At 69.8% G+C, this 10,418-nt stretch carries 5 protein-coding genes; 3 read left to right on the top strand and 2 right to left on the bottom strand.

What is annotated here, in order from left to right; all coding sequences use genetic code 11:
* Together ACWDZ6_RS33000 and ACWDZ6_RS32995 are read right to left on the bottom strand one after the other, a co-directional pair.
* The coding region (locus ACWDZ6_RS33000) for a beta-ketoacyl synthase N-terminal-like domain-containing protein (protein WP_451505770.1) at positions 1 to 996 on the bottom strand (996 nt) is incomplete at its 3' end.
* A gap of 45 nt (positions 997 to 1,041) precedes the next feature.
* Complete coding sequence (locus ACWDZ6_RS32995; protein WP_451505769.1) at positions 1,042 to 1,911, bottom strand: sugar phosphate isomerase/epimerase family protein; 870 nt, start codon at positions 1,909 to 1,911, stop codon at positions 1,042 to 1,044.
* A 330-nt stretch (positions 1,912 to 2,241) separates the two neighbouring features.
* Here ACWDZ6_RS32995 and ACWDZ6_RS32990 point away from each other — a divergent pair, with 330 nt between their 5' ends.
* The 3 genes from ACWDZ6_RS32990 to ACWDZ6_RS32980 form a co-directional block, all read left to right on the top strand.
* Positions 2,242 to 2,898 (top strand): O-methyltransferase, encoded by a 657-nt coding sequence (locus ACWDZ6_RS32990; RefSeq protein WP_366736272.1) that lies wholly within the window; start codon positions 2,242 to 2,244, stop codon positions 2,896 to 2,898.
* 345 nt (positions 2,899 to 3,243) lie between these two features.
* Positions 3,244 to 6,024 carry a helix-turn-helix transcriptional regulator gene (locus ACWDZ6_RS32985; protein WP_451505768.1) on the top strand — a complete coding sequence of 927 codons (2,781 nt, stop codon included), beginning with the start codon at positions 3,244 to 3,246 and terminating at the stop codon, positions 6,022 to 6,024.
* Positions 6,025 to 6,444: 420 nt separating this feature from the next.
* The coding region (locus tag ACWDZ6_RS32980; RefSeq protein WP_451505767.1) for a beta-ketoacyl synthase N-terminal-like domain-containing protein at positions 6,445 to 10,418 on the top strand (3,974 nt) is incomplete at its 3' end.

Raw genomic sequence — 10,418 nt, 5'->3', positions numbered from 1 at the left:
CGCCTCCACCACATCCACATCGGCAGCCGACAGACCCGCACTCGCCAACGCCTGCCGGATCACCCGCTGCTGCGACGGACCATTCGGCGCCGTCAGCCCATTCGACGCACCATCCTGATTCACCGCACTACCCCGCACCACCGCCAGCACCGGATGCCCCAACCGCCGCGCATCCGACAACCGCTCCAGCAACAACAAACCCGCACCCTCACCCCAACCCGTACCGTCCGCCGCCTCCGCGAACGCCTTGCACCGACCGTCCGCCGACAACCCACGCTGCCGGCTGAACTCCACAAAAGCGTCGGGAGCGGACATGACGTTCACGCCGCCGGCCAGCGCCAGCGAGCACTCCCCCGACCGCAGAGCCTGCGCCGCCAGGTGCATAGCCACCAACGACGACGAACACGCCGTATCCACCGTCACCGCCGGCCCCTCCAGCCCGAAGGAGTACGCCACCCGGCCGGAGGCGATGGAGCCCATGTTCGCGTTGCCCGGGTAGTCGTGGTAGACGAGCCCGGCGAAGACGCCCGTGCGGCTGCCGCGGACCGAGGTGGGGTCGATGCCCGCTGCCTCGAAGGCCTCCCAGGCCAGTTCGAGCAGCAGCCGCTGCTGAACATCGGACTCGATCGCCTCACGCGGGCTGAGCGCGAAGAAGTCGGCGTCGAACTGGTCGGCGTCGTGCAGGAATCCACCCGCGCGTGTGTAGGACTTGCCCTCGACGCCCGGCTCGGGATCGTAGAGGGCGTCGAGATCCCAGCCGCGGTTGGTCGGGAACGCACTGATCGCGTCGACCTCGTCGGCAACCAGTCGCCACAGCTCGTCGGGCGTGGCGACGTCGCCGGGGAACCGGCAGGACATGCCGACGATCGCGATCGGCTCGCGCGCCGCGTTCTTCAACGTGTTCAGCTGACGCCGTGTGCTCTGCAGTTCGGCGGTCGCCCGCTTCAGGTAGTCGCGAAGCTTGTCGTCCTGCTGGGGCTGGGGTGCCTGGGTCACGGGAGCCGTCCTGACTGGGTGCTTGGGGACCGGGCCGGGAGCCGCTCAGCGCCTGTCGAGCAGCGCGTCCACGGCGGCCAGGGTGTGCTTGGCGTTCTCCGCCGGGGAAAGCGTTCGCAGCGACGCGGACAGCACCTCCACCGACAGGTCGACGTCGGGCTGCCGGCGCTCGACCTCGCGCAGCAGCCGGGGCAGGTCGAAACTGCCCTTACCGGGCAGCAGTCGGCCGTCCGCGGAGTCCTCCATCAGGGAGACCTGCGGCTCGGCAACGCCGTCGCACAGTTCCAGTCCGCTGATGTGCGCTCCGTCCAGCCGGTCCAGGGCGGCGAAGCCGGTCGGGTCCCGGAAGAAGTGCCAGGCGTCGATCTCGATGCCGCCGTTGGTCCGGTCGGCGTCGAGTACGACCTGTGCCGCGTCGGCGTAGCTGAAGTTGGGGAAGGCGGCGACCGGTTCCAGGGCGATGCGCAGTCCGTGCTCGGCCGCCCGGTCGCAGAGGGCGCCGAACCGCTCGGCCAGTACCTCCAGCGGTGGCCGGTCCGACAGTTGCAGGAAGACCGCGGACGCCTTGAGCCGGGCGATCCCGAACTCGTCGGCCAGCGCGAACATCGGCTGCTCCATCGGCCGCGAGGCGTCCGCGTCGTCGGGCGTACCCCACCACCAGGTCAGTACCTCGAGTTCGCCTATGTGCAGGCCGTGCTCGTCGAGCACACCGCGGACCCGGTCGGCGGAGTGTGTGGCGACCAACTCGGTGAGTTCCTGGGCGTCGAAGCCGATTCCGGTCGAGCCCACGCCGGCCACAGCGGCGGCCCGCTCGGGGAACGCGTACGCGGCGGGCTGCCCCCAGGGCGCCCCGGTCAGGTGGTGGTGGGCGAAGAAGAGCCGGCGGCTCCGCAGAAGATCCACTCGTTCGTCCAATCGTCTGCTTCGGTAGCTGCATCACCGGGCGGGTCCAGCGCGAGGACGCGGGGACGGACGAATCGATCCCGGCCCGGGTCATTCAGCCATCCGACCGAACACCGCGCCAGCACACCCGACCCCAGATCGGCGGACTCGGCCCCCTAAGACGCCCGGCACCCCAGCCGCTGCGGCGCCAAGGGGTTCTAGCCTCATCGGCGAACCCGATGCTCAGGTGGACGTGACCGAGACGGATGCGATCCAGACGGACGGGTCGGGCCCGGACAGGTTCCCTCGATCTCCGCCCGGAGTGGCCGCTCGGCCAGCTCCGCACCACCCGAAAGGCATGGCATGACCACTCTCGACAATGACAACGTCAGCGCACTGCTCGATCGCCTCTACGAGGACGAGCAGGTCAAGGACGCGGCGCCGATCCAGAAGCTGATCGCCGACGGGCGGCCGCCGGAGCAGATCGGCCACGAGGCCCTCAACGAGATGTTCGAGGAGGCGTATCTGCCGATCCACCGGGACGTCGGCAATCTGATGTACCTGCTCTGCCGGACGCGCAACGTCAAGCGGGCCGTCGAGTTCGGCACCTCGTTCGCCGTCTCGACCATCTACCTGGCGGCGGCGGTGAAGGACAACGGCGGCGGCCAGGTGATCGGCACCGAGGTGATGCCGTCCAAGATCGAGGTCGCGAACCGCAACATCGCCGAGGCCGGCCTCACCGAGTACGTCGAGATCCGCGAGGGCGACGCCCTGAAGACGCTGGCGGATCTGGAGGGCCCGATCGACCTCCTCCTCCTCGACGCGTGGAAGGACGACAACCTCACCGTCCTGAAGATGCTGGAGCCCGTCCTGGCCCCCAACGCCCTGGTGCTGGGTGACGATGTGAGCCTCGCGCGCTGGCTGTGGGAGCCGTACCTGGAGCACGTCAACGGTCCGGACTACCACACGGTGGAGCTGCCCATCGGCGACGGCCTGGTGCTGTCCACTCGTCTGGTCTGAGCGGTGCGGCCGGCCACATTTCACCGTGGCTGATTCTCGCCTCACGCTTTCAGCCCCCGCCGGGTTCTGGCGGGGGCTACCTGCGTGCCATGTGGCGATAAACCCCTATACACCCACTATACCTAGCGTTTCGCCTATGTTACGCGATTCACCAAGCTTGGGCAAACGTTCGAGGAAGTCATTGACGAATTGCGGAGTCTGTGTAGAGGATATACAGAAGTTCGTGAGAGATTGAATTGACGAGTCCCGCGGTAACACGGGAAATCGCGAGCGGCAGGTTGCGTGCACCACCCGGGTCCGCTAGAGACACGGCCGGCTGCGCGACGGGGAAAGCGAGGTTTGGTGATGACTCTGGTGGGTCGCGGTAAAACTCGAATGGACATCGACTGTTTACTTGGCCGCGTCGACTCGGGCGTCGGCACCCTGGCAGTCGTCAGTGGTCCGACCGGCATCGGCAAGAGCACCCTGTTGCGAGCCCTCACCGCACGGGCCCGAGCCGCAGGCGCCACGGTGCTCGGAGCCTGCGCCCTGCGGGAAGAGCGCGACGAGGACTTCGCCGTCGTTCAGCAGCTGTTCACCCAGGGATTCCGTGCTGACGCTACCGTTACGGACCTCACGGACGACGGCGATGCGCCTGGCTGGGTGCACGTCGCGGAGAGGGCGCGACTCGCTGTGACCGCCCTGGCCGAGCACGGCCCGGTCGTGCTCGTCATCGACGACATCCACCATGCGGACCCGCTTTCCGTCCGCTGTCTGCGGTATCTCACGGCGCGCACTGCGCCGCAGTCTCTGTCGCTCTCCGTCATCGTGTCGTGGGACGCGACCGCGGAATCGACCTCTCCGATCCTCCAGGAAATCCTCTACGAATGCGATGTAAGCAGCATTTCCCTGGAGCCGCTGAATTCCGAAGCGGTAGCGGAACTGATGGCGGAAGCAAATGTCGACACGGCCGATACTACTGACCCGGAATCAGCTGCGCGCTACCACGAATTAACCGGCGGTAATCCACTGCTGATATACGCGCTGATGCAGGACAGACAGGCGCAACCCACCGCATCGGATACCGGGCCGAATGGTTCCGTATCCGAGCCGATCGCGGGTGACGCCTTTCAGCGGGCCGTCCAGGTCTGCCTGCACCGGATGGGCCCCCTGGCCCGCCAGGTGGCACAGGGAGTGGCGCTGCTCGGGGAGAGCGCCGACGAGTACCAGCTGAGTGAACTCTGCGAGACGTCCCTGGGACTGGTGCGGACCGCGCTCCAGCGGCTCCAGGCAAGCGGGCTTCTGGTCGGCTGTACGTTCAGGCACGAGCGGGTCCGCGAGATCGTGCTCGACGCCATCCCGAGCGCCACCGTGATCGAACTGCACCACCGCGCCGCCCGGCTGCTGCACGCCCACGGCGCCTCACCCGAGTCGATCGCCTTCCACCTGCTGGCAGCCGGTCCCGTCAAGGACGAGTGGGGCCTGCCGGTGCTGCGTGACGCGGCGCGCCTGGTGCTCGCCGCCGGCAAGGTCGAGCTCGGCATTCGGTACCTCAAGCTGGCCGACGCCTCCTGCACCGACGACACGACGCGTTACGAGATCAAGGCCCAACTGGCCGAGGTCTGCTCGATGCTCGAGCTCGCCGGCGCAGCCGCGCGCTACCAGTCGCTCAAGACGTCGATCCTGACCGGCCTGATGGCGCCGGGCACGGCCCTTCCGGTCGCCCAGGCCATGCTGTGGAACGCCCAGGTGCATGACGCCGTCGAGGTCATTGACAGCGTTGTTCGGCACGCGGACACCAGTCGCCCCGACGTCGCCGTCGAGATGCAGGTGACCGAGCTGCAGATCGCTTCGAGCTTCCCCGGCGTGCAGCGGACGGCCGTCGCGACACCGCCCCCTGCCCCGGTCTCCCCGGCCGCGGCCTACGCGACGTCGCCGGCGGTCGGAGCCAGGCTCCGGGCGCACCAGTCCCTGCTCTCGGTACTGACCGGCAAGGGCGACGCCTACACCGCGGCACAGGCGGAGCAGTCGCTGCAGACCGGCAGCCTGCTCGACGAATCGGTCCGCGCCTGCGTGGTGCCCGCCGTGCTCACGCTCATCTACTCCTCCTTCCTGGACGCTGCCCAACTCACCGCGAGCCGCTTCCTCGGGGACGCGATGGACAGCGGCCTGCAGGGCTGGACCACCGTGCTGCGCGGTCTGCTCGGCACGATCGCCCTGCGTCGCGGTGAGCTCGACGTCGCCGTCGAGCACAGCTCGGCTGCGCTGGCCGAGGCGTCGACGCGGTCCCTGAACACCCATGGCTGGCTGGCCCTGGCCACCCTGGCCGAGGCGCACACGTCCATCGGCAACCACGAGAAGGCCGCCCAGTGCTTCGCGACGGCGGCCGCACCCGCACTGTTCCAGACCCGGTCCGGCCTGCACTACCTGTATGCCCGCGGCCGGCACCACCTCGCGGGCGGACGTCCGTACGCCGCGCTGGCCGACTTCATGACCTGCGGCGAGCAGATGCAGCAGTGGAACCTGGACACCCCCGTCCTCGTCCCGTGGCGGGTCGGCGCCGCCGAGGCCTGGCTCTCCCTCGCCCAGCAGCAGAAGGCCTCGGCCCTGCTGGAGGCGCAACTGGCGATGTGCGGCTTCGGCACCACCCGCTCGCAAGGCATGGCGCTGCGCTGCGTGGCCGCGACGCGGGACTTCAAGGACCGCCTCACGATCCTCAACAAGTCGCTGCACCTGCTGCAAGCCAGCGGCGACCGCTACGAGTTGGTGCGTACCCTGGCCGATCTGAGTTCGGCGCACCGGGCGATCGGTGACAAGGACAAGGCGCGCACGGCGGCCCTGCGGGCACGCCGGATGGCCAAGGTCTGCCACGCGGACACACTGTCCGACTCGCTGATGGTGGCCACGACCCGGTTCGAGTCGACCTCCGACTGGTCGGCGACGAAGGAGCGGGGTTTCGACAAGCTCAGCAAGTCCGAGCAGCGCGTGGCCACGCTCGCCGCGCGCGGGCTCACCAACCGCGAGATCGCCGAGGAGCTGTTCGTGACGGTGAGCACCGTCGAACAGCACCTCACCCGCGTGTACAAGAAGATGAACGTCCGCAGCCGCGAGGACCTCCCCGTCAAGCTGCGCGTCTACGCCGCCTGACGTCGCACTCCCCCAGCACCCGTACCGTAACGACAACTGCGGCCCTGCACCTACGCGCGTCACACGTCCGCACAGAAGCACCGCAGGCACGAGTCCGAGGCGATCACCGTGTCCCTTCACGCTCGGTGTTCACCCGCGCGGTTCGTGCCTGCGGTACGTCCCCGCGCAACGGCCCGGACACCACCTGTCCCACCCGTCCGGGCCACGGCCGCACCCCACTGATCGGCGCGTCCGCACTCGAAGTCACCGGTGGCGTGTCTAGGGGTGCCTACGGGTGGTGACGTTCACGGCACATCCACCATGATCGAGCTGCACTCGGCACAACACTCTCCTATCGGGCAGGGCGGTCCGAGAGCGCCGTGTTCCGCAGGCGCCAGGTCCCGCCGGCCAGAACTCGCCACAGGAAGGCCGCCAGGCGCCATGGAGTCAGAGCACACGCACGCCGCGCAGTCCGCACCGGTCGACATCGCCATCATCGGCATGGCGTGCCGCTTCCCGGGCGCCCCTGACCTCGACTCGTTCTGGAGGCTCCTCAGCGCCGGCGAGAACGCCGTCGGCCAACTGCCGGCCGGCCGCGCAGAGCTGTCCGGCGCCACGGACCCGGCCGCACAGGTGGACGGTCCCCTGGCCTTCGGCGGCTTCCTCGAGTCCGTCGACGCGTTCGACCCGGCCTTCTTCGGCATCTCGCCGAAGGAGGCCGTCACCATGGACCCGCAGCAGCGGCTGGTGCTGGAGCTCAGCTGGGAGGTGCTGGAGGACGCCGCCCTACGCCCGTCCGGCCTGCGTGACAGCTCGACGGGTGTCTTCATCGGCTCGTTCTCCGACGACTTCGGGGCCATCCTGCACCGGGTCGCGCCCGAGGCGGTCAGCCACCACACCCTGGCCGGCACCCGCCGCGGGCTGATAGCCAACCGGGTTTCGTACGCGCTGGGTCTGCAGGGCCCGAGCATGGTCGTCGACGCGGCCCAGGCGTCGTCCCTCGTGGCCGTCCAGCTCGCCTGCGAGAGCCTGCGCGGCGGCGGATCCTCGCTGGCCATCGCGGGAGGCGTGAACCTACTGCTCGACCCGGCGGCGGCCGCGGCGGTCGAGAGCTTCGGCGGGCTGTCGCCGGACGGCCGGTGCTACACCTTCGACGCCCGCGCCAACGGCTTCGTCCGTGGCGAGGGCGGTGGCGTGGTGCTGCTCAAGCGGCTGCCGGACGCGCTCGCCGACGGGGACCGCGTTCACGCCGTGATCCGCGGCGGCGCGGTGAACAACGACGGCGCGACGGACGGGCTGACGGTCCCCAGCACCGACGCCCAGACCGCTCTGCTGCGGCGCGCGTACGCGACGGCCGCAGTAGCGGCCGACGAGGTGCAGTACGTCGAGCTGCACGGCACGGGCACGCGCGTCGGCGACCCGATCGAAGCGACCGCCCTGGGTACGGCGTTGGCCCCGGCGTCACGCCGGGGAGCGCTGCGCGTCGGCTCGGCCAAGACCAACATCGGGCACCTGGAGGGTGCCGCCGGCATCGCCGGGCTGATCAAGACTGCGCTGAGCATCCGGCACCGGCGGCTGCCGGCCAGCCTCAACTTCGACACGGCGAACCCGGCGATCGACCTGGACGCGCTCGGCCTGCGCGTACAGCAGTCGCTCACTCCCTGGCCGGCACCGGACAGGGAACTGATCGCCGGCGTGAGCTCGTTCGGCATGGGCGGGACCAACTGCCACCTGGTGCTGAGTGATGCGCCGGTGCCCGCTCCCCGTGACGAGACGCCGGTCTCCCGTCTGCTGCCGTTCCCGCTGTCGGGCCGGACCGAGACCGCGCTGCGCGCCCAGGCCGGCCGACTGCATGCCGCACTGGAGTCCGACGACCTCAGCCCGACAGACATCGCCTTCTCGCTGGCGACCACCCGCGAGAGCTACGAACACCGGGCCGTCGTGCTCGCCGCGGACCGCGAGGCACTGCGGGACGGGCTCGACGCGGTCGCCGATGGCGTACGTCCGGCAGGTCTCCCCGTCCCATCCGAACTGCGCGCCCTCGTGGACCGGTTCGAGCAGGGCGAGGCCGTCGACTGGGCACCGGCCTTCACCGGGCTGTTCCCGGCCCGCGTCGCACTGCCGGGCTACGCGTTCGACCGCGGCCGGTACTGGCCGGGCACCGCGCCGACCGGTCCCGTGGCTGCCGTCGCGACGGCCGCACCGCCGGCGACGCGACCGTCGGCCGACCGTCGCGACCTGCTCGAAACGGTGCGCCGTGCGGCCGCGCAGCTGCTCGGTCATGCCCGCGCCGAGGACGTCGCCGCCGACCGCACCTTCCGTACCCTCGGGCTCGACTCACTCGGGGCAGTGGGACTGCGCGACGCACTGGAGGCGGAGACCGGCATCGCGCTGCCCAGCACCGTGCTCTACGACCACCCGACGCCGACCGCGCTCGCCCGGCATCTGGCCGAGGTGCGCTCCGGCGGCACGGCGGCCGTCGCGACGGTGGGTCCGCGGGACCTGGAGGACGACCCGATCGTGGTCGTCTCCATGGCCTGCCGCTACCCCGGCGACGTCAACAGCCCCGAAGACCTCTGGCACCTGGTCGCCGAAGGCACCGACGCAGTCACCGGATTCCCCACCGACCGCGGCTGGGACCCCGACAGCCTCTACCACCCCGACCCCGACCACCTCGGCACCTCCACCACCCGCCACGGCGGCTTCCTCCACACCGCCGCCGAATTCGACCCCGCCTACTACGGCATCAGCCCCCGCGAAGCACTCGCCATCGACCCCCAACAACGACTCCTCCTCGAACTCACCACCGAAGCCTTCGAACGCGCCGGCATCGACCCCACCACCCTCCACGGCACCCACACCGGTGTCTTCGTGGGGGCGACCGGGCTGGACTACGGGCCGCGGCTCGCCGACGCTCCGGCGGACACGGCCGGCTACCTGCTCACCGGCGTTACGCCGAGCGTCATCTCGGGAAGGGTGGCCTACACATTCGGCCTGGCCGGTCCCGCGGTCACGATCGACACCGCCTGCTCCTCCAGCCTCGTCGCCCTGCACCAGGCTGCCCAGGCCCTGCGCACCGGCGAATGCGACCTCGTCCTCGCCGGCGGCGTCACCATCATGTCAACACCGGGCATGTTCGTGGAGTTCAGCCGTCAGCGTGCGCTGTCCGCCGACGGCCGCTGCAAAGCCTTCTCCGCCGACGCCGACGGCACCGGCTGGGCCGAAGGCGCCGGACTCCTCCTCCTCGAACGCCTCTCCGACGCCCAACGCCACCACCACCCCATCCACGCCATCATCCGCGGCAGCGCCATCAACCAGGACGGCGCCTCCAACGGCCTCACCGCCCCCAACGGCCCCGCACAACAACGCGTCATCACCCAAGCACTCGCCAACGCCCACCTCACCCCCCACGACATCGACGCCATCGAAGCCCACGGCACCGGCACCACCCTCGGCGACCCCATCGAAGCCCAATCCCTCCACCACGCCTACGCACCCCACCGCCCCACCAACCACCCCCTATGGCTCGGCAGCCTCAAAACCAACATCGGCCACACCCAAGCCGCCGCAGGCGTCGGCGGCATCATCAAAATGATCCAAGCCCTCCACCACCAACAACTCCCCCCCACCCTCCACAGCACCAACCCCACCCCCCACATCGACTGGAACACCACCCCCCTCACCCTCCTCAACCAACCCCAACCCTGGCCCACCACCCACACACCCCGCCGAGCCGCCATCTCCAGCTTCGGCATCAGCGGCACCAACGCCCACGTCATCATCGAAGAACCACCCACCGACCAAACCGAAGCGTCCTCCTCCACACCGGAGACCAACGACGGCACTCCCGGCCAGGCCGCAGAGGAAGGTGGTTTGGTTGCGGGGCGGGTGAGTTGGGTGTTGTCGGCGCGTGATGAGGGAGCGCTGGGCCGGGCGGCGGGCCGTCTGGCCGAACACGCCGGCGACCGTCCCGCACTGAGCGCGGTGGCCATCGCCGACGCACTCGCCCGCCGCGAGACCCACCCCCACCGCGCCGTCCTCCAGGCCCGCACCCGCGAAGACCTGATCACCCAGGCCACCGCACTGGCCACCGGCCACAACCACCCGGCTCTGACCACCGGAACACCCGCCCCGAACGGGAAGCTCGCGGTCCTGTTCGCCGGACAGGGCTCCCAGTACCCCGGCATGGGACACGAACTCGCCACCACACACCCACGCTTCGACCAGCTACTGCGCGAAGTCGCCGCACACTTCGACACCCACCTCGAACACCCCCTGCTCGACATCATGTGGGCCCAGCCCGACACCCCCCACGCCGACCTCCTCAACGACACCCTCTACACCCAGCCCGCCCTCTTCACCCTCGAAACCGCCCTCATCACCTACCTCCAGGAACGCGGACTCACCCCCGACTA

It is taken from the genome of Streptomyces sp. NPDC002926, assembly GCF_053591755.1.
Note: the sequence above shows the minus strand (reverse complement) of the source record. Positions and strands in the feature narration are given on the sequence as shown.